Annotated in this window: 14 protein-coding genes and 1 pseudogene; 2 read left to right on the top strand and 13 right to left on the bottom strand. The window is 70.9% G+C overall.

The features are described from left to right. Positions 1–94 precede the first annotated feature (94 nt). Entirely contained in the window at positions 95–652 is a 558-nt protein-coding gene (locus AB0J04_RS28830) for an XRE family transcriptional regulator (RefSeq protein WP_363171482.1), read from the bottom strand. 6 nt (positions 653–658) lie between these two features. After that, entirely contained in the window at positions 659–2902 is a 2244-nt protein-coding gene (locus AB0J04_RS28825; RefSeq protein WP_363171481.1) for a helix-turn-helix transcriptional regulator, read from the bottom strand. Positions 2903–3177: 275 nt separating this feature from the next. Between AB0J04_RS28825 and AB0J04_RS28820 the strand changes: the two genes are divergently transcribed. Further along, entirely contained in the window at positions 3178–4809 is a 1632-nt protein-coding gene (locus AB0J04_RS28820) for a hypothetical protein (protein WP_363171480.1), read from the top strand. A 434-nt stretch (positions 4810–5243) separates the two neighbouring features. Here the strand turns inward: AB0J04_RS28820 and AB0J04_RS28815 are convergent, their stop codons facing one another. From AB0J04_RS28815 to AB0J04_RS28785, 7 genes are all read right to left on the bottom strand, one after another. Beyond that, positions 5244–5921, bottom strand: a complete 678-nt coding sequence (locus AB0J04_RS28815; RefSeq protein ID WP_363171479.1) for a hypothetical protein — start codon at positions 5919–5921, stop codon at positions 5244–5246. Between the two features lie 46 nt (positions 5922–5967). Further along, entirely contained in the window at positions 5968–7152 is a 1185-nt protein-coding gene (locus tag AB0J04_RS28810) for a hypothetical protein (protein ID WP_363171478.1), read from the bottom strand. Continuing rightward, on the bottom strand, positions 7149–7937 hold the full coding sequence (locus tag AB0J04_RS28805; protein ID WP_363171477.1) for a hypothetical protein: 789 nt from the start codon (positions 7935–7937) through the stop codon (positions 7149–7151). The genes AB0J04_RS28810 and AB0J04_RS28805 overlap by 4 nt, the downstream gene beginning before the upstream one ends. Beyond that, positions 7934–9388 (bottom strand): hypothetical protein, encoded by a 1455-nt coding sequence (locus AB0J04_RS28800; protein WP_363171476.1) that lies wholly within the window; start codon positions 9386–9388, stop codon positions 7934–7936. Before AB0J04_RS28800 ends, AB0J04_RS28805 begins: the two co-directional genes overlap by 4 nt. After that, on the bottom strand, positions 9385–10143 hold the full coding sequence (locus tag AB0J04_RS28795) for an ATP-binding protein (RefSeq protein WP_363171475.1): 759 nt from the start codon (positions 10141–10143) through the stop codon (positions 9385–9387). Before AB0J04_RS28795 ends, AB0J04_RS28800 begins: the two co-directional genes overlap by 4 nt. Positions 10144–10205: 62 nt before the next feature. Next, a complete protein-coding gene (locus AB0J04_RS28790; protein WP_363171474.1) occupies positions 10206–11000 on the bottom strand; it encodes an ATP-binding protein in 795 nt (264 codons plus the stop codon). Then, entirely contained in the window at positions 10997–12541 is a 1545-nt protein-coding gene (locus AB0J04_RS28785) for a Mu transposase C-terminal domain-containing protein (protein WP_363171473.1), read from the bottom strand. The genes AB0J04_RS28790 and AB0J04_RS28785 overlap by 4 nt, the downstream gene beginning before the upstream one ends. Before the next feature lie 577 nt (positions 12542–13118). Between AB0J04_RS28785 and AB0J04_RS28780 the strand changes: the two are divergent. After that, positions 13119–13616 (top strand): annotated as a pseudogene (locus AB0J04_RS28780) (helicase associated domain-containing protein); the annotation flags it as partial. A 49-nt stretch (positions 13617–13665) separates the two neighbouring features. On the opposite strand, the gene AB0J04_RS28775 reads toward AB0J04_RS28780, so the two are convergent. From AB0J04_RS28775 to AB0J04_RS28760, 4 genes are all read right to left on the bottom strand, one after another. Continuing rightward, complete coding sequence (locus AB0J04_RS28775; protein WP_363171472.1) at positions 13666–14244, bottom strand: DUF6262 family protein; 579 nt, start codon at positions 14242–14244, stop codon at positions 13666–13668. Continuing rightward, positions 14241–16850, bottom strand: a complete 2610-nt coding sequence (locus AB0J04_RS28770) for a tyrosine-type recombinase/integrase (protein ID WP_363171471.1) — start codon at positions 16848–16850, stop codon at positions 14241–14243. The genes AB0J04_RS28775 and AB0J04_RS28770 overlap by 4 nt, the downstream gene beginning before the upstream one ends. Further along, positions 16832–17974, bottom strand: coding sequence for a tyrosine-type recombinase/integrase (locus tag AB0J04_RS28765; RefSeq protein WP_363171470.1), 1143 nt, complete (start codon positions 17972–17974; stop codon positions 16832–16834). The genes AB0J04_RS28770 and AB0J04_RS28765 overlap by 19 nt, the downstream gene beginning before the upstream one ends. Before the next feature lie 218 nt (positions 17975–18192). Continuing rightward, positions 18193–18888 carry a DUF6308 family protein gene (locus AB0J04_RS28760; protein ID WP_363171469.1) on the bottom strand — a complete coding sequence of 232 codons (696 nt, stop codon included), beginning with the start codon at positions 18886–18888 and terminating at the stop codon, positions 18193–18195. Positions 18889–18942 lie beyond the last annotated feature (54 nt).

Genomic DNA, 18942 nt, shown 5'->3' with positions numbered 1-18942 from the left:
ACGGCATCGCGTGCATGAGTAGCTGTTTCCCTCGGATACGCGAGCGAGCCCGGACCAGTTGGTCCGGGCTCGCGGGCTGTTCGGGCAACGGCCTCTAAAGATCGAACTCCAAGTGCTCGATGTCCGTGAGGCGCACCTCCTCCAGCTGTCCGGCGCGGCGGCCGTTGTCCTGGAAGTACACCTCCTTGAGCGCTTCAGCGGCGATCTCCCGCAGGCGGTCGTCGCTGACGCCGGCCTCCTGGGCGTCGAACAGGCGGGCGGCGTAGCGGGGCGGCAGCGCGACGGTCAGGTGCCGTATCCGGTCCTGGTCCGTCGACCCGATCGGCGCGGTGTAGCCGAGGCGGGCGCGGGTGTCGATGACGATGCCGCCGGTCGTCGCCGCCTTCTGCCGCGCCTGGGCGCGGATCTGAGGCTGCCAGCGGGCCCTCACCTCGCGCTCCAGGCGCGCGGCGAGGCCGGCGCGGGGCTTCTTGATCTGGTCCTTCACGTACCGCTCGACGGTGCGCTGGGAGACCCGCAGCATCTGGGCGACCGCCTTGGTGCCCCCCAGCTGCCTGACCAGGTACCGCATCTGCGCGCCCGCGCTCTTGGGCGCCGGTCGGGTGAACGCCTTCTGCACCGCGGCGTCCAGGCCGTCCCCGAACACGCTCATGCCTGCCTACTCCCCACTGTCGACGTCGGTGACGGTGCCGTCCTTGATGTACCGGGCCAGGTTGAGCTCCGGGGCCTTGAACTGCTCGCGCACGCCCTCGCCCCACAGCACGCTCTGGGTGCCCTCCCACTTCACCAGGCCCGGGTTCACGCCGAGCTTGAAGCCGCCCGGCAGCGGCTTGCCGTCCCGGTAGGGCAGGAAGTCCAGCGGGCTCTCGCCGTCGACCGCGTACACGACGCAGTCGGAGAGGATCGCGACCGGGTACTGCCCGGTGAAGGACGCATGCCGGATCATTTTGCGGTGCAGGTTGATCCGGGTGCGGGAGATGACCGCCGCGCGGATGTCCGGCCTCCACGTCGGACGGGACAGTGCCCGCCACGGCTCGCCGGACTTCCAGCCCTCCCCGCGCGGGCGCTCGCGCAGCTTGCCCAGGCCGCCCTTGACCGTCGCCTTGACCGCGTTCACGACGATCGCCAGCTCCGGGTCGCGTTGCCGCCAGCCGGACATTGCCGTCAGGAAGTCGGCCGGCTCCATGTCCGCGTGCACGCCGAGGTCGGCCATGGTGGCGAGGAAAGCGTCGCGCAGGCGGTTGTACCAGGAGTCCAGGTAGCGGCCGGAGTCGTAGCGCACCCACGCCTCGAGCGGCGTGACGTCGTAGCCGAGCTCCACCGCGTACGCCACGGTGGGCGTCGCGTACCAGGCCGGACCCGTCGGGCGCTCGCCCGACGGTGTGAACGGGCTCGGCAGCAGACTGCCGTCCAGGTCCACCCACTTGTCCTTGCCGACCTTCACCCTCGACAGGTCGACATGGGACAGATCGACCAGCCACGCACCGGGCAGCTTCGCATCGAACACCGGCGCCTTCACCTGCGTCGGCGCACCGAGACCAACGGTCAACCCGTTGGCTCCGGCGGCGAACGCCATGTTCACGTCGATGCCCACCAGGTGCCGCCGGGTGTATTCGACGTCGGTGAACGGCCGCGCCCAGTCGTACGCCTCCTCGAACAGCTTCTCCGCCGGCGTCCGCGTGTGGAAGCGCGGCAGATCCTTCAGGAGCGGGTGCCCGTCCGGGGCCTCGCACGGCGCGCAGTCCACCGGGTCCTTGCCCAGCGAGCCGGGGTTGTGCTCGGAGTGCCGCTTGCCCGTCTCATCGGGCTCGGAGGCGCGGGTCGGCGGGTGGAAGCCGGTCATCAGCTCCAGGCCGGTCACGGCGGTGGAACCGCGGGGCGTCATCACCCGCGACGCGTACACACCCAGGAGCCGGGCGAGGTCCGCCGCCGCCAACTGCCCGGCGTGGCCCCAGCTGCGGGGATCGAGCGCGTCCCACGACGGGATGCACAGCTGCACGCAGGCCCGCTCCGAACCCGTGGCCGGACGGTAGATCCGCGCCCATGGCCCGAACCCGCGCTTCGTCAGCTTCCAGTCCGCGCGGGCCAGCTGCTTGATCACCTTGTGGCCCTCCGGGATCCGCCCGGCGAGCCGCTCCTCCTCCGCGAGCGCGACCGGCAGGCCGTAGCGTTCCAGCGCGGACGGGGTGAGGACGATCAGCGGGTCGGCGTCCTTGCCCGGGCCGGACAGCTTCGGCTGACCGAGCCTGGCCTCCTTGAGAGTCCAGTCGACCAGGGACGGGATGGACTTGGCGGGCACGTCCAGGACCAGGCCGCCGACGCAGTACGCGAAAACCTGGCTGTCGTCGTCGACATCGACGACCGCGAGCGGACCGTTGACGAAGCGCGGGTCGGCGCCGGCCGGGGTGTTCGCCGCGGCGGCCTTCCGCGCGGCCGGACGGCGCGATGTCGACGACGGCCTGGCGGTGTGTGCCGGACGCGACGCGGCAGCCGGAGCGGTGGCGATGGGGCGGGAGGAGGTGTTCTCGGAATCAGTCATGGCCGCAGCCTCGGAGGCCGGGGCTGCGGATACAGTCCACGCTTCCGGTGCCGGGGCGGGAGTGCTCGCGAACGTCGCGGGAACGGCCGTGTCCTGGACGGGCGTTGGGACGTTGACAACAACAGCGGGGTAGAGCTCCGCGAGCTGCGAGAGCAGACGTGCGTACGCCTCACGCTCGGGCGGCCTGGGCTCGGTCTTGCCGGACTCCCACCCGCTGACGGTTGCCCGCCGCACGTCCAGAGCGACGGCCACCTCATCCAGCGTCAGACCGTGCGCAGCACGCAGTCGCTTGCGCTCCGCCGGTGGCGGCAACGGGGACCGGGACGCGACCAGCGCATCGACCCGGTCGAACAACTCGGACATGGAACACCTCCTGACAACACCCTAACCGCATGAACCGTACGGATCACGCACCTTTACCGTACGGATCACGCACAAAATCCGTTCGTTGGCCGGACGTGCACACGCGCGGCGGAGCGAGACGGAGCGGCTGCGGAAGGCCCGCGAGCTGCTCGACACGGTCGATGTGCTCACGCACGAGGAGGGCACGCCGGTTGAAGCCCGTTCCTCCGAGGCTGATCGGCCCGCATCCCCGATGATGGGGACCGCCGGGGACAACGGATCAAGGGAGTACGCACATGACGGCGGAGGCCGGCACACGGCAGGAGGAACGCGTCACGGGACGGGTATGGACGGTACGCCTGGACCCTCACGGCCGCCCGTCCTCCGGTGCGGTGAAACTCTCCTGCTCCCGCCCGGCCTGCGCCGAGCAGCGCGTCCCCGGCGGCGCCGCCGCAGGGCGCAAGGCCGCGATCGGCCACGTCAACACACACCTGGCCCGCATCCGCAAGGCCGGAGGGCCGCACGGCGAGGCATGGTGCGCTTGCCGCGCCGCCGACTGCGCGTGGCACACCCCCGACACCACTGCCGTACGGCGTGGCGGGGCGAACCCGGCGGCGGGGGCGGTGCGCTGCGGCGGCCCGGTGGTCCTGACGGTGCACGCGGACCGAGCCGGAAGGCTGTGGCGGATCGCGGAGACGTGCGCGCGGTGCGCGGCCGCCACCTCCGACTGCCGCGTCCTGGACACCGCCCTGCCCTCGTTCCGCACAGCCGGCCAGGCGGCAGACCCGGTGCCGGAGCGGGAGCACGCGGGCGGCGCGGCCGGGGATGCGGCGGCGGTGTTCTCCGACCACGCTCCCTCCTCCTCCCCAGCTACCGACGCGGCTTCGACCGCCGGGCCGGCTTCGCTCCCCCGCGCCCGCAGCAGCTCACCGGCCACAGTGTCCTGGCGGGCGAAGCGGTGGGGGAAGATCGCGCAGCGGACCGTGCCGCACGACCTCGAGCCCGACGTCCTGCGCCTGGAACTCATCGACCTCGGGGATGCGTTCCGCGCCTACCAGCAGCGCCCCGAACCCGACCTCGTTCTCCTGGCCGGGCTCCACGAGCGCAAGGCCCGCGCCTTCGCCCTGTGGGCCGACGTGAGCGGCGACGGATCCCTGCGCCACGAGGCGAAGCGCGCCGAGAAGGCCGCGCAGACCACCCGCGAGATGCACACCAACCGTGGCGGCCAGGTGGCCAGCGACACAGTGAGCGGGGACGGGCCGGTGGTGGAACGGCTGCTGGCACGGCAACAGGCCGTACACGCACGCACCGTACTGGACTACGCCGCCGCCCACGCCCCGCACCCGCAGGCCGAGGTGCGCCTGGCGGTGCTCATGCTCACCCTGCGGGCCGCACGCGCCGGTACCGGGAACGTCACCGGGCAGGATCTGACCGGCTGGCTCCCAGACGATGCCGAGCGGGTACTTCAGCAGCTGGTCGCGGCCGACTGGCTGCGCCTGCCCGGCACCGTCGCCGAGGTGATGGCCTCCCGGTCCGAGGACCCCACCGCCATCACCGTCCCCACCCTGCTGCCGGAGCAGCCCCGGCCGTTCGGCTTCGGCAAGACCACCCGCGCGAGGATCTCCGGCTGGGCCCAGAAAGCCGTCGGCGACCGGAAGATCCGCAAGAAGAAACTGCCCGCCACCACCCGGCTCCTGGCCCTGTACACCGCCGCCCACGCCCGCCCCGACGGACGCCTCGGACGCCCCGAGGACGGCGGGCTGGACCTGGACCAGCTCGCCGCGTTCTGCACCCTGCCACCCGGAGATGTCGCCGAGCACGCCGAACTGCTCGTCGCCACCGACTGGCTCGCCGAAGCCGACACCGCTGGGGGACGGCTGCGCGGCCGGCTCACCGAGCGCATCCTGCCGCTGAGCGGGCTGCTGTAACACGCCCCACCCACCCTGCCGACGGCCTCGCGTACCGCCACTGCGGGCTCGCGTGCACGGAGCAGCGGCACCGGGACCGTCCGGCGCGCATTGGATCTGCTCGGGCCGGTGACCACCGGACGCCCCGCACCGGAGGTATGACCTATGCCCGGACCGGATCTGCCGCCGGCGACGCCGATGACCGTGGAGGCGCTGGCAGGGCGGTGGCCGACGGGGACCGAGAAGGTGGAACTCATCCACGCAGTGATCGTCTTCGCCGGCCGTTTCGGGCCCGCTCGAGCACCGAGTCCGTAATGCCGGCCACGGACACCGCCTCCTCCCCATCCACCGGCAGTACCCGCAGTCTTCCCCGCCCGGGGCCGGTCCATCGAGGCCCCGGCCCGGCGGTCTACAGTCCGCTCCCGCACGCGGACGGTGACGCGGCGGGCAGCGGCTCAGGACGTCATGAGGCGGTCATAGCCCTCGACCTGCTGGGCCAGGTCGTCTTCGGGGATGCCGGTGAAAGCGCTCATCTGGGCGTAGGACAGGCCGCTTCGGCGTCCGACCAGCGCGAACTCCCACAGGGCCTGGTCGATCCGGGCCCTGGCGGTGCCGAGGGAGACCATGCCCAGCTCGACACCGTCGGTGGCCGGCACAGTGCCCTCGATCTTCAGCTCGGCCAGCTGACGCACCGCGCAGGTGATCAGGTCGGTGACGAACTCCGGCATGTCGGAAGGGACGTTGCCTGCCCAGGTCCGCTCGTGCGGCTCCGGTGAGCCGGCGCCAGCGTGCTGGGAGCGGCGATCGGTGATGTACTCCCACACCCACCGGTAGGACACCGGAAGCCCGTCGGTGCGAAGGTTCAGCTCCTCATACAGCTCGAAGGCCGAGCGGCGCTCCTCGGACGCCTTGGCCTGGTCTTCTTCCAGCAGCGCATCCAGGAACTGACGGGCCTGGTCCAGGCCCTCTTCGCCGGCCAGGAGGGAATGCGGCAGGGGCAGCACGGTCGAGATCGCCTCCTTGACCGTCGCTCTGGCCACGCCGTGCCGGGCGGCCAGGAAACGGGGCAGCCTGTCGCCCGCGCGGTGGTCACGGCGGATCGCTTCGAACAGTTCTGTCCCTGGCTCGGCCATCATCTACTCCCTATGTGTTCGCGGGCCGGTTGGGCGCGCGCCCGCCTCATGCTGCCCGGTTCGGTGCCGGTGTGCTGCCCGCGCCCCGGTGTGTGGCAGCGGGGCGTGGGGAACGCGGGGTGGCCGCGGCCGGGTGCCGGCTCGAGCGGGACGGTTGGTGCTCGACCACGCCGCAGGTATGGGCCGCTTCGGTCACGGCCGCCTGGTCCCAGGGGCTCAGCCGCAGCGGGCGGGCGCTGGGCTCTCGCCCTTCCAGTTGCCCGAAACGGCGGGCTGCCTCGATCAAGTCCACCGCCCAGAAGGGTGTTTGACATTCCCGACCGCGGGTGGTCCGGGCTGGGGCCGCTTTCGCGGCGGGTAGCTGCTGCAGTTGCGCGGCCGGGCGGCCGGTGAAGATGCGCGCCGCCAGCGCGGCGGCGTGGACGGGATGGGCGATCCGCGCGTGAAGCCGGTGCGCGAGGAGGGTGGTGTGCTCGTCGGGCTCGGGCGGGAAGCGGCCGGCCGCGGGCAGCGGGAGCACCGCGCGGCCCAGGCGGCGGACCACTGCCTCGATGTGGCCGCGGCCGGGCGTACGGCGGGTCGGCAGCAGGAAGCACGGCTCGCCCTCGTCGGGCAGGAACTGCTCGCCTGCCTCCCACCACGCGAACCGGCCGGCGCACGGTGGTGGAGCCGGCGCAGGAGCGGCCACGGCGCGGCGGGCCGCGGCCAGGCTGTGCACCGCTTCGTACGGGAGCACGGCCAGCGCGGCGGCCAGGACGGGCGGGAGCGGGCCGTGGCACAGCAGGGTCAGCCGGATTTTGGTGAGCTCCCGCAGGGCGAAGAGGTGCTCGAAGTGCCGGGCGCTGATGCGATGGGTCCGGGTGACGACGACATGACCGATACGCAATGCCAAGATCCAGGCGGCGACCGCGCGCCAGGCGGTCTCGGTGTTGCCGGTCCAGTAGGTGCCGTCCTCGCTCCCGGCCAGCGGGAGGTGTTTGCCCATGCTGCGCAGCAGGTCGTGGGCCAGGGCGGCGGGAGCGCTCGCCACGGGGGTGGGGTGGACGGTGATACGGCCCAGCGCGGGGGTGTGGGCGGCCAGCGCGGCGGCCATGAAGGCGTAGTCGTCGTGGGGGTCGTGCACCACGGTGAGCGAGGGCAGGCCGGGGCGGGTGTGGCCGGGTGACCATGTGGGCCTCCACGCGCCGGTGGTGGTCTCGGTCACGGCGGCCGGGCGCGGCATCGGCATCATCGCGGCCTGGGTGGTGGTGTCGGGTCAGCGGCAGGCACCGACGCGGGGCCGTCCGCGGCGGCCTCTGTCCGGGTGAGGGGATGGGCGGCCAGGCCGAGGGCGAACAACACGTCCGGGTGGGCAGCCGGCTGCTCGCCGGAGGGGGCAAGCAGGCGCCGGTTGGCGAGGCGGGGGATCTGCTCGGGTGGCACGTCGGCAGGAAGGCCGGTGACGGTGCAGTGCAGCAGGCGGGTGACGGCGGCGGCCTCGCCGGGGGCGAGGGAGGCGGCGGTGTGGCCTGAGTTGTGCAGGTTCTGCCGCTGGTTGGGGCCCAGCAGGCCGGGGACGGTGGTCAGGTGGATGGTGGTGTCGGTGTAGAGGAGCCGGTGGGGGCTGCTGGGCTGCTCGAGGTGTGCGGCCAGGGTGGTGGCAGCGCGCTTCAGGCGGTGCGGGGTCCATTCCAGAGCGGAGGCCAGGTCGTCGGGGTGGATGCGGTCGGCCTCGAGCAGGGCGGCGTGCAGCACGGTGGCGTGGCCGGCCGCGCCCGGGGCGGGACGGCGGGTCGGTCCGGACCGGCGGCGCAGGAGGGATTCCGCGGAGGTGTTCAGGGCGCGGGCGAGGGTGAACAGGGTCGCGGCGGGGAGGGTGTGCGCCGTGAGGTGGGTGCCGAAGTCGGCGGTGGGTATGCCGGTCAGCGCGGTCAGGTCCTCGTCGGTGAGCCGGCACTCCATGGCGCGTGTCCGTAGGAACATCAGGTCGAACACGACCGCGGACGTGCCGCCGGACGGCGCGAGTTGGTCGGTCACCGGCGTACTCCCACAAGGCGCGGCAGGGCATCAGGGGCGGGTGGTGCGGGGGTGTGCAGGTGCCAGCAGTGGGCGGCGGTGTGCCAGTCGTCCCCGGGGCGGGGGTGAGCCAGGGCGGGGATGGCAAGGCCTGCGTCGGCGATGAGAGTCTCGAAGCGTGGCGTGGTGCCGAAGCAGTTCGCGAACAGGCCGTGGCCCGCGGCGGTGCGCGGGGTGCGGCGGCGGAATTCCACGGCCGCGTGCAGCAGGGGGCGGGCGCGGGGCGGGATCGCGTACATGTGCCGGGGCCCGGGAGGTTCACCGATGTGGATCCGCGAGTCACGGTCGATGGCCACGGTGGCGTGGGCGTCGTCGACGCATCCGATCTGGGTCATCGACAGCAGCGACTTGGCTGTGCCGGTGAACAGCAGGGCGGCCACCGCGGCGGCGCGCAGCGGGTTGGGCAGGCGCACGGTGATCGTGTGCACGACGCGCGCCGTGAGGGGCACGGTGGTGATGCCCGGCCCCGCGCAACTGGTGAGGTCGTCCGGCACGTTGAGCAGCACCGAGCGGGCCAGGAAGCCGGCCTGGGCGCCGCGCACGCGCGCCACGGTGTGCTGCGGGCTGGGACTTGAGACGGTCAACCGTGCCAGGAACAGCCGCAGCGCCTCCATCTCTTGCAGATTCCAGGGGGTGGGGGCGGCCGGGCCGTCGGCGGGAACGGTGACCTCAGGCTGGAGCGGCAGGGTGCGGGCCAGCCAGGTGCGGGCGGCGGCGTAACCGGCGCGGTACTGGCCGTCGGTGTGGGCGAAGTCGGTGGCGTTCTGGCGGCGCCAGCAGTCTGCGCGGAACGCGGCCACCCCGCTACGGGGCACCGTGGGCAGCGGGTGAGCGTGATCGTGCGGCGGCGGGCCGATGCGGCGGCCGACGGCGGCCGGGCCGATCGCGCCGAGGACGGCGGCCGTGCCACGTACGGTCACCACGTCCACCAGATGGGCGGCAGTGAGGTGTTCGCGCAGGCGCTGCTCGTCAGCCGGCTCCGGGATGTGGGCGAGGAGCGTGAGGCGGATGCCGGTGTCCGCACGCCACGCGGCCAGGCGGCGCAGCCGCTCCACCGTGAGGCGGTGAGCGCGCAGGACAATCACCTCGTGCACGTCGGTGACCAGGGTCCAGCAGGTCACCGCCCGCCAGGCCGGGTCAGTAGACATCCGCTCGGCTTCCGGGCGGGAGAACCCGTCGCGGCCCATGGCGCGCAGCACATCCAGCGCGAGGTAGGCCGGGCTGGTGGTGTGCGGGGTGGGATCGACGGTGATCCGGCCGCGGGCGGGATCGGCCCACTGGTAGGCGGCCCGGTGCACCGCGTGGTCGTCGTCGCCGTCCAGCAGCAGCCTCACCAGCCGCGTGGCCGCGGCCGCCGACGACGGCGTGGCGGCCTGCGGGGCGGTGGCGGGAGAGAGCGTGGGTGTGGTCATGGACGTGGTCCGCCGTCGATCCGGTCGGCCACGGCCTTGAGCAGGTGCTGGTCCGGCGTCTGCGCTCCGGTGGCTGCCAGGGCCCGCTGGGTGTGATGGGTGAGCACGGCCCAGCGGCGCAGAGCGCCGTCGGCGAGGCGGGCGTCCAACGCCTGCAGGTCGCCGGCCGCGACGCTCTGCCACAGCGGATGTAGAACGGGAACCGCCTGGGGTATCTGGTCGCGGGTGAGCGCAGGGATGTGAAGCCAGCCGGCGCTACGGGTGGCGAGCATCCGCTGGGCGCGCAAGGAGCGTTCGCCACGCCTCGCGGCGATGAGCACCACGCACAGCCCTCCCGGAGTGTCGTCGTGCAGGAAGCGCAGGTACTCGAAGCAGGACGCCGACAGCCGGTCGGCGTCCTCGACCACAACGATCCTCGGCCCCTGGGCCAGGGCACGGCGGATCCAGGCGTCTGCGGCCCCCGGGTCGGCAGGTGGTTCGCCGCGCAGACCAAGCTCATGGTGGAGGCAGGCACGCAGGTCCGCCGGCGCCGGCTGAGCCCGGAAATCCAGCGGCAGGTGGCCGCCGAGGCGGTGTGCCACGCTGCGGACGGCGAAGGTCTTGCCGACCCCGGCATCACCCAGCACGCAGAGGAACCGCCGCTGGGCACAGGCATCGGCGAGCACATCACCGACGGCGAGCATGCCCGGGGTGAGCAGAGCGCGTACCCCGGGGACGGCGAGGAAGTGCAGGCCGGGTGGGACGGCGTCTTGCACGACGGTGAAAGGTTCGGCAGCGTCGGCCGGGCCCGGACCGGCCGACGCCGAGCGCGGGGTGGTCAGCACCGCTTCAGGGCCCAGTCCACGACTGCGTCGTCGACCTTGTCGGCCCCCAAGTGCTCCATCCCCTTGATCACGTGTTTGGTGACCTTCGCCCACTCCCGGAAGGAGCCGAGCGCGTACTGGGTGTCGATGCGCTTCAGCAGCGCCTCGCCCGCGCTCTTCCACACCGGATGGGAGTCGGGCACAGTCTTGAGGATCTCCTCCTCGGTCATCGCCAGGATCTCCAGGCGGATGTAGATCCGCGAGGCCAGCGCCGGGTCGCTCTGCAGCGTCTCGTACGCCTCCCGGCCGCCGACGAAGAGGACGGCGGGCTTGGGGTCGCAGTTGTCCCACAGCTTGCGCAGGAACTCGAAGTTCTCCCGCCGGTACTGCTGGGCCTCGTCGCACACGATCACATACGGACGCCGGGGCAGGCTCTCGCGCAGCAGCTTGTCGAACGCGGTCGGCGTCCCCGGCATCTTGCAGGAGAGGTTCATCTGATGGAACAACTCCTCGCGCAGATCTTTCGGCCCCGGGCGGGAGCGGGCGAAGTCCAGCGGGAGGATCAGGTCCGGATTCATCTCCTGGATCGTTGCCCGGGTGCCGAAACTCTTGCCGAGCCCCGCATCGCCGTAGATCACCGACATCGCCTTCGACTCGACGGTGTCGACGACGGTGTCCTTGATCTGCAGCAGCGTGTCGGTGGCGACCAACGAGGAGTCCTCGAGACCGAGGAAGAACTGCGGGCGCAGATCGGGACGGCGCGGCGCCGCCGGCTCGGGCGGCTGCTGCAGCGCGGTGGTGACGGTCATGCGTCCTCCGAAGACGGATCCGGGAGTGCGGTGGCCTGGCCGGGGCGTGTCCAGCCGGCCGGGATAGGAGTCAGGGGCTGATAGGGCTCCGCGCGCCGCCGGGGCGGGGTGGGCGGGGCGGTTCCCTCGAGTTCGGCGCGTGCCTCCTGTTCCGTCATGCGGACGGCGCGGACGGGGAGTTCGGGCTGGGTGGAGGGCAGATGGCGTTCCCGCTTGCGTTCGGCGGAGCGTTTCAGCGCCTGGCGCAGCACCTCGCTGTGCTCGTCGCGGTCGTTGAGGACCTTCTCGCGCATCTCATCGCTGACCTCGTTACTGAGGAAGGCCCGGCCGAGGTAGCGGTTGCCGCGGAAGGTGTAGAGGTCGATCTCGTGGTCGTGGTGGGGCATCCACCGCAGGCGCAGTTCCAGACCGATGCGTCCCACGCCCTTCTCGGGCATGTAGTAGCGGTTGTTGAACTCGACCCCGTGACTGGTGATCTTGTGGACCTTGTTGTCGCTCTCCAGCATGAGCGCGCGCAGTTCATCCGGACCGGGTTCCGGCCGGATCTCGGCGGGGTCGGCCAGCCACGCCTGAAGCGGTGTCGTCCCGGTGCGCCCCAGGACGTGCTGGGTGTTGCGCTCCTCGACCCACTGGCGCAGCAGGCCGACGAAGGCCTCGAAGGTCAGCGGCGGGTCCTGGTCGCCGACCCGGCGGCGGTGGTCGAGCTGGGGTGCCTTGGTGTAGCGGGGCAGGTCGGCGAAGAACCGGGTCATGCTGGTCCGGTTCAGCCGCTCGATCCCGCCCTTGTGGCGGGCGCTGCGCACCCTTTCCATAGGTACCCCGAGCAAGCCGAAGGTCCGCCGGACGGTCCTGGACAGGAAGTCGGCTCCGCCGTCGACCCGCACCAGGTGGGGCAGTCCGCCGGCGGGCCCGTAGGGGGCTTCGCGCAACACGGAGGCACGGACAGCCGCCAGGACCGATCCGCGGTGCGCGGAACCGGCGGTGACCGCCCAGCCCATCACGTAGCCGGTACCGCGGTCCTCGAACCACGTCACCCACAGCTTCGACAGCTTCCGATCGGGCATCATCACCACGGTCGGGGCCTGCTTGTGGTCCCCCTCCCACACCTGGTTACGGAACACCGCCGGGCGCTGGAAGGCGGGGTCGAAACCGCGGGCGGCCGGGATGCCCTCCCGCAGGCCCGCCATGAAACCGGGGTCGAGGTCACGGGCGATGGCGTCGTGCAGCGTGGTCAGCCCCACCGGCTTCTCCCCCGCCGCCACCGCCACACACACCAGGTGCTCATGGGCGCGTTTCACGTTGCCCTGGTAATCGGCGAGGACATCAATGACCTCTTCGGTAATCCTGAACCGCCTGCGGTCGGGTTTCTCCGGTGAACCGGTCTCCTCGGCCTGTGCCAGCCAGCGCCACACCTGCCGCACACTCACGTCCACCGAGCCAGCGACCAGCTTCACGTGAGCGGTCGTCAACTCCCCCGACTCCCGCAGCCTGAGCAACTGCCGCACCGCGGCAGGCCGCAGTTCGTCCCGGTGTCGACCCAAGCCCGTCTCCGCAGCCTCCGAGGCACCGCCCAACGTCGTCACCCCAGCAGCCGGGCGAATAACGGCACGGTGACCACGTACAGCCTCCAACAACGAACAACGCTTGCGTACAGGACAGTTCAACCAGACACACGCGTGTGACGGATGCGTCTGACACGAGGCTATGAGCCGCGCATGGGCTTCCAGCCCAGCCACTCACCCGGGCGGGTGACAGCACAACGTTCCCGCCAGTTCGACGGACACACGTGCTAACGAACCCCGGGACCGCCGCGGGAAACCGGGCCAGCCAGGCACCGCGACACCGACACCGGCGTCGCACTCCCCCGGCGACAGCCGGTGTCCCGCCAGGAACCACCGGACCCACTCCGCACACCGAGACGACCCCACGAAGACCAGGAAGACGAAGGAGATACGACGAACGTGACACCGGCCGATACGGCTTCACATCACTGCAATGTCCGGGAAACCGTCACCATGATCGACCGACCCAACTGCCCTTGAACAGCACCGATATGCCTACACGCCAGTGCCATACAAGGCCGAACATCCCAGTGCCATCACGGCCGAACCTCACAGGGACTGCCCGTGGCCGCTGGACTGGCAACGCCACCACCGCGTCCTCGCCGACCTCGTCGACGCCGACGGCCACCTGCCCGACATCGCTCCGGGCGTCACCTTCGACGGCGACGATATCGGGCGCTGGCTCCAGCGGCAGTCCCAGCCGGGTACTTGGGCGCAGCTGTCGACCGGGCAGCAGGAGCGGCTGTCCAAGCTGGGCGTCAAGCCCGCCCAGGCGCCGTCTCCGACCCCTGCGGCTACGCGTACGACGAAGGGCCCGAACAAGGCGCAGCAGGCGTTCCAGCGCGGCCTTGCGGCGCTCACACAGTGGGTCGAACGGGAAGGCGCCCACCGGCCTGTACCACGCAGCCACAGCGAAGAAATCGCGGTCGACGGCGAGACGGAGCCGGTGGCCCTGAAGCTAGGCGTGTGGGTGTCGAACACCAAGACCCGGCGGGACAAGCTCAGCGCGGAGCAGCTCGACGCGCTGCGGGAGCTGGGCATCGAGTGGGCGTGACGCTCCCATCGGCAAGGTCCGTCCCGTTTGGCAATGATCCGAGGCTGGGTCAGGGGCGCGGGGGCGCGGTGGTGAGGTAGGGAACGAGTTGGGCTTCAAGGTCGGCGATGCGTTTGTCCATGAAGCGGTTGTTCTGGCGTGCACTGGTCAGGCGTTCTTGAAGCTGCTGGTTGTCCTGGGTGAGTTGTCGTACGTGCTGCTTCAGCGTGGTGTTCTCCGTGACGATGCGCTGAAGTGAGCCTTCAGGGAGATCGTGTTCGAGGTCGCGGATCTTGCCGAGGAGTTCTGCGATGCGGGTGCGCTGGGTACGGATTTCGCGCTGGGCTTGGGCGAGCGCGTCTTCGGCGTTGAGTGCACGTTCCTTCCAGGCGGGCTGTGCGCGGCTGCCGCTGTTGGAGACTCCGGGATGGGGTCTGCTTGCTCGGTTGGCCTGCTCGATCAGGTCTCTGGCCTGCTGGTTTTGATAGAGGAAAGTGCGTGAGACGCGGGCGGTACGGGCAAGGGCGGCAACAGTTACAGGCCTGTGGCCGCGGGCTGCGGCCGCCAGGGCGGCCTGGAGGCGTTCGAGCATCTCCTGAGTGGCTTGGCGACGGGCTCGGACGGCCGCATCCGTGCGGGAAGTCCTCATGGCTGTCCTGAGGCGTCGTCGGGGGCCTGCAGTGCTGCGAGGTCTCGGGCGCGGAAGGCAGTGCTCCAGGTGCGGTGGAAGTAGTCCTGGGGGCGCCGCAGGTCGAGGGTGAGGGCTTCGTCGAGGATGCCGAGGGCGGCCAGAGCCTGTTCAAGTCCTTTGATGGCCTTGGCGGTGGGCTCAAAGACGGTGTGGAGGTAGTCGGCGGTGGCGTCGTCGGGGGCGTTCTCGGCGATGGAGCGCCACTGTTCGGCTTTACGCCGCCAGTAGAGGAGGTCTGCGCCGGACAGGACGAAGTTGTCGCAGTTCTCGCAGTCGAGTTTCCAGGGGCAGGCTCCGCCGTCGACGACGGGTTGGTAGGTGCAGAATCCCCCGTCGGCGGGGGTGCTGCGGCGGGAGAGGTCCAGGGCCAGGGCGAGGGCTGTCTCGCGGTCTATGGGGGTGGTGTCGCCGGAGAGGAGTTCGCCTGGGTTGGGTGCGCCGGGCCCGGCTACCCAGACGGTGTTCAGGACGTCTTCGAGGTCGCTGTTGGTGATCTTCACGTAATGCTCGGCCATGCGCTCGGAGAGCTGGCCGAGGTAACGGCGGATGTGGGTGAGCGTGGCGCCGGCGCGCAGCAGGTTGGTGGCCAGGGTGTGGCGGGCCTGATGGGCGACGTAGGCGCCACCGAGGTCGAGGTCGGCGATCCAGGTCTTGAAGCGCTGGTTGAAGTGTCCGTAGGAGATCGGCTGCCGGCCGTTGGGGTTGCGGATGCGGGAGGGGAACAGGGCCAGGCCGGGGCGTTCAGCGGCTGTTGGGGTGCGGCCGTAGCGCTTTTCGAAGCGGTGGAGTGTCTTGGTGCGGCGGGCATCGAGGCACTGGTAGACGGGCTCGGGGATGCGGATGCCCTCGTTGTAGTTGCCGACCTTGGTCTGGTCGTGCCACAGCATGGCCAGGCCGCGGTAGCGGCCGATGCAGTCCAGGCGCAGTTGGACGACCTCGCTGCAGCGGCGCCCGGTGGCGACGATGGTCTCCCAGATGTCCCGCAGGCCCCGGTCGTTGAGGTCGAGTTCCTCCAGGCGGCGCAGGTTGGTCTCGTCCATCAGCGCGCGGGCGACGTCGTCGCTGAAGGGGTTGCGGGAGCGCTGTTTGAGGCCGGTGCCGCCGAAGGGGATGGCGGTCAGGAAGCCGGTGTCGATGCCGAGGCGCTCGGCGTGGCCGGCGGTGATGGCGCTGTAGAGCAGCTTGCGGGCCTGGTTGAAGACGAACTGGCAGCTCAGGTCGGTGACGGTGGGGGATCGTCCGTCGACCAGGACCATGCCCAGGGACGGCAGGCCGTGGCGGGCGCGGTGGCGCTGGTCGGCGACGAACCGCTCGGCGTGCTCACGGCGCAGCACAGTGGGGTCGTGGCCGGCGCCGGGGGCGTCGGCCTGGAGGAAGATACCCAGTTCGACGGCGGCGCGGCGCATCTGGTCGAAGGGGCCTCTGGTGCGGGGGCACTGCGGGGATCGTAGCCACTCGGCGAGATGGTCCCAGAGCAGGTCGCGCAGCCACCGCTGCGGTACGGCGGTGATGTCGAAGTTGCTCTGGGCGTTCTTGAAGCGCCGTCCGAAGTGATCGGTCTCCAGGAAGCCGGCGTCCTTGGTGTCCGAGGGGCTGTAGTAGACGCAGCGCAGACCGTTGACGACTTCCCAGATGATCTTGCGGACCTCGGAGTCCATCTGCTTGCGCGTCAGGTCTTTGTAGCCTCCGTCGTGCAGGTCCATCAGGGACGTGATGCTGCCCCGCCAGCAGTATCTGACGAGATTCCTGATGCCGTTGGTGGTCCACTCGGAGTGCTGTGCGGACTGGGCATGGGCGTGCAGGCCCCACTGGATCTCGGCCCGCACCAGCGGGGGCAGGCAGTGGAGGTTGACCAGCCCTGGCTGCGTGACCGGCTCCGCAGTGGCGCACCAGGCGCGGAATGCCTCCTCGTCGCCGTAGGCCACCGGGAGCGGCCGGCCGTCCTTGAGGGGGCCACGTAAGTTGTGCGACCGGGCGTCTCCGGGGCGGTTGTCGATCTTGTACCGGTTCAGATGCTGCAGACACAGCCCCAGCGAAGTGCAGGCCAAAAACGGGCACCGCGCCTGGCACAGGCCGTAGCCGGGAAGCGGACGCTGGGTACGGGACCAGTTCTCGAACCGGGCGCGGTCCATGCCGGCTGCCTCGCCGTACTGCCACCTGGTCTGGTGCTGCTGGCACAGCCGGGTAGCGGGACTGATCGCCGGACGATCGGGACAGATCAGACACCGGCCGTAATCCACTCCCCGCGCGGCGGGCAGACCGGCGGCCGCGTCCATGAAGGCACGCTTGGTCTGCCCCGCCCGCTCGGCCTGCTCCCACTCCAGGTTGTGCGTGTTGCACAGGTTGTGGCTGACCCGGCGGATACGCAGGCAGCCCTCAACAGCGCACTGCCAGGCGTAGACCGGGTGGTAAGGCGGGATGAAGATCAGCGTGTCGCGGAAGAGCGGGTCGAATGCGGGAGCCTCGATGAGGGCTGTGAGCATTTCGAGCCGGTCGCGGCCGATGCGGGTGGTGTCGGTGCGGCCGGGCAGCAGCGTCAGCGGGATCACGGCCGTGTCCCCCACACCTGCTCCAGCGCCGCGGTGAAGACCGGGTCGTAAACGTCCACGTGGCCGTAGACCTGCTCGACGGTCGCGGCCGAGGCCCAGCCGCCGGCCTCCCTCGCGATCACCGCGTTACCCCGGGCGGCGTCCAGCACCGCGGTGGCGAAGCTGTGCCGGAAAGCGTGCGGGACCACCCGGCCGATCTGACCACGGGCTGCGGCCCGGCGCAGCATGCCGCGGGCCGCGGCGGTGGTCCACGGCTGGCCTCGGGAGGGACCGTGCAGGCCGACCAGGAGCATCCCGTGAACGGACTGGGCGGGGTACTGGGTGGTGATGTACTCGAAGTAGGTGTGGATCATCGCCGGACTCGCCCGGCGCACCGTCCCCCCGCACACGGTGTTGTCCTGCCATGTCCAGGGCGTCTTCGTCTTGACCCGGGCCCGGTTGGCATTGTCCTCACGGTGGCAGATGTGCACATGCGGCCCCCGGCACTGACCGCACGCCGCCTGCTCGCGCAGGTGCAGGTCGACCAGACGCAGCCCGCACAGCTCACCGATCCGGAAACCACCGTCAGCCAGCCACGTGACCACCATCCGATCCCGCGCGCACGACACCGCCCCCAGCAACACCTCCCGGGCGCCCTCGGGCAGCATTTTCGGATGCCGGCGCATCTGTTCGGCGGGCGCGAGCGGGTTGGCAGGCATGCTGTGCAGGACGTGTCCGAGCATCGCCCGCCGCCGGTCCGCCCGCGTCGGCAACCGTGTTGCCCGCAGTGCCTCGGCCAGTGCGGGGTTCACGCCGTGGATGCCCAGGTGGAGGTAGAAGCCCTTGAGGCAGGCCGCCGCGGTCTTCAACGCGCTGTGCCCGTACGGACGTTTGTTCTCCCGCCACGGCAACCCGAACGGCCCCGGATAATCCGCCCCCAGAGCCGCCATGTAGTGCCGCAGATCCTCCAGCGACACCGACTCCACCGTCAGACCCGCAAAGCGGAGCCAGCGCAGATGATCCACCAGCACATACGCGTACGTCCGGTCCGTACCCGACCGGCAGGAACGCAGGAACCCGTCCGCCTCCGCCACCACCGAGCAGTCCGCGTCCACGACCGTGTAACAGACCCGCCCGCCAGCACGGACGATCTCCTGCACCCGTAACTCCCCCACCACCAACCGACCACCCACCCCGCACCGCCCCCTCCGAACCGGGAACCGCCCCGCCGGCGGCACCCTGGCCCCGAGTCCACACCCCTCCCCCACACCCACGGACCACTCCACACGAACGTCACACACATCCAGGCGACGGTTGGTAAAGTCCGTCACCCTCACACGCCAGAATGTCCCCTCGGTCATGTTGGCGGCAGACATCCTCAGGGGCAGGCATGGCCGACGGCCCGGTGGTTCATCCATACCGCCACATCGCACACCCGCAGCGCACTCACCGTCTCGGGTAGCCCCGCGGCCTGCCTCAGTTCCAGCAGCTGGCGGTGCAACGCGGCGTCGTCCTCGCGCAGCGCGGCATGGAGAGCGAGCCAGAAGGACGGCGGCCGACCGACAGCACAGCGGACGACTCGGTCGTAGACCGGGAGCAGTCGGGGACGCTTGCGGGCAAGGACCTTCCCGGCGATGACCCAGTTGACCCCATACTGCTCGCAGAGCAGACCCCAGGCCTGATCCGCCGGCGAGCCGTCGGCCACGACGACCGCGTCGGCGTCAACCATGTCGACGTCCCTGGGAATGGCGTGCAACAGTCCGGACAGCCGCGCGCCGAGGCGGCCCTCCAGAATGTCCAGCGCAACAGGCGCCGGAACGGTGACCGACAAAGTCTGCACCGCGACCAGGTCCTCAGCCGTGATCCGGTCAACGACCTCCGGCCGGTCTCCCCCACCCGCCAGGTGCTCGAACCGGCTCCCGGTGAACGGCATCCCGCCGGGCGGCACGCCTATGCCGAAGTAATGCCGCAGGTCACCGATGACGCGCTCGGAACTCAGCAGGACACCCAACCGCCGCCCCAACGGCGACAACGCCCCATCAGAAACACCGGACACTGGGGTAGAAGCGGCCATGCGAACTCCGTCCTTCATTGAGATCGTGAGGGGGTGAGCGGCACCAGAAAGTCC

The sequence above is a fragment of the Streptomyces sp. NPDC050263 genome, from assembly GCF_040655955.1.
GTDB lineage: Bacteria > Actinomycetota > Actinomycetes > Streptomycetales > Streptomycetaceae > Streptomyces.
The sequence above is the reverse complement of the archived record's forward strand: the minus strand, read 5'-3'. Positions and strand labels throughout refer to the sequence as shown.

Bases quoted from the DNA above. Each gene is read 5' to 3' on its own strand.
- AB0J04_RS28810 (WP_363171478.1), bottom strand. From the start codon at position 7,152: ATGATGCCGATGCCGCGCCCGGCCGCCGTGACCGAGACCACCACCGGC.
- AB0J04_RS28815 (WP_363171479.1), bottom strand. From the start codon at position 5,921: ATGGCCGAGCCAGGGACAGAACTGTTCGAAGCGATCCGCCGTGACCAC.
- AB0J04_RS28775 (WP_363171472.1), bottom strand. From the start codon at position 14,244: ATGAGGACTTCCCGCACGGATGCGGCCGTCCGAGCCCGTCGCCAAGCC.
- AB0J04_RS28760 (WP_363171469.1), bottom strand. From the start codon at position 18,888: ATGGCCGCTTCTACCCCAGTGTCCGGTGTTTCTGATGGGGCGTTGTCG.
- AB0J04_RS28790 (WP_363171474.1), bottom strand. From the start codon at position 11,000: ATGACCGTCACCACCGCGCTGCAGCAGCCGCCCGAGCCGGCGGCGCCG.
- AB0J04_RS28825 (WP_363171481.1), bottom strand. From the start codon at position 2,902: ATGTCCGAGTTGTTCGACCGGGTCGATGCGCTGGTCGCGTCCCGGTCC.
- AB0J04_RS28800 (WP_363171476.1), bottom strand. From the start codon at position 9,388: ATGACCACACCCACGCTCTCTCCCGCCACCGCCCCGCAGGCCGCCACG.
- AB0J04_RS28820 (WP_363171480.1), top strand. From the start codon at position 3,178: ATGACGGCGGAGGCCGGCACACGGCAGGAGGAACGCGTCACGGGACGG.
- AB0J04_RS28830 (WP_363171482.1), bottom strand. From the start codon at position 652: ATGAGCGTGTTCGGGGACGGCCTGGACGCCGCGGTGCAGAAGGCGTTC.